Origin of the sequence: Corynebacterium sp. HMSC06C06 (assembly GCF_001807295.1) — a bacterium.
GTDB classification, from domain to species: Bacteria; Actinomycetota; Actinomycetes; order Mycobacteriales; family Mycobacteriaceae; genus Corynebacterium; species Corynebacterium striatum.
The window spans coordinates 1-750 of the sequence record NZ_KV788515.1; the positions used below are offsets into that span (position 1 = coordinate 1).

Annotated in this window: 1 protein-coding gene; it reads left to right on the forward strand. The window is 53.2% G+C overall.

The window, feature by feature from the left end; translation table 11 throughout:
- Window positions 1–712: IS256 family transposase (locus HMPREF3153_RS10220; protein ID WP_141740946.1), on the forward strand; the 712-nt coding region annotated here is incomplete at its 5' end.
- Window positions 713–750: the final 38 nt, after the last annotated feature.

Here is a 750-nt window from a genome sequence, read left to right on the forward strand (position 1 = left end):
ATCAATGCACTCTAAAACCGGAAGAGCCATTTTAGGATTGTGGATTGCCAAGGAAGAAGGCGCTTCATTCTGGGCGCAGGTATGCGCCAATCTTTCTAACCGTGGGGTCAAGGACGTCTTTATCGTCTGCTGTGACGGGCTGAAAGGCCTGCCAGAGGCAGTTGAGGCAACCTGGCCGAACTCTATGGTGCAAACCTGTATCGTGCACCTGATTCGCGCCGCTAACCGGTGGGTAGCCTACGGGGATCGCCGGGGCGTATCAGCCGCGTTGAAAAAGATTTACACTGCCACGGACGAGCCCACAGCACAGGTTGCTTTAGACGAATTTGAAGCCTCCGAGCTGGGTGAGAAATATCCCCGCTCAGTCAAGGTCTGGCGTGATGCGTGGGCGCGTTTCGTACCGTTTCTGCAGTTCCCACCAGCAGCCAGAAAGGTAATCTATACGACGAACTCCATTGAGTCGTTTAACAATGAGCTGCGTAAAGCTACCCGCAACAGGGTGCAGTTCACCAACGATGAATCAGCGATAAAGACGCTGTGGTTGATGATCTGCAACATCGAAGACAAACGAGCCGCAAAGAGGGCAAAGCAAGGCAAACGAGTCTCAGCGACAGCCGGCAGACTCATGGAAGGAGCCCGAGTTTCCGGCTGGAAACAAGCCATTAACCAAATGGCCGTGGCCTACCCCGACAGCTTCGACAAATACCTATAAACCTAGCCCCACACACAAACAACTTGACGCTGATAATG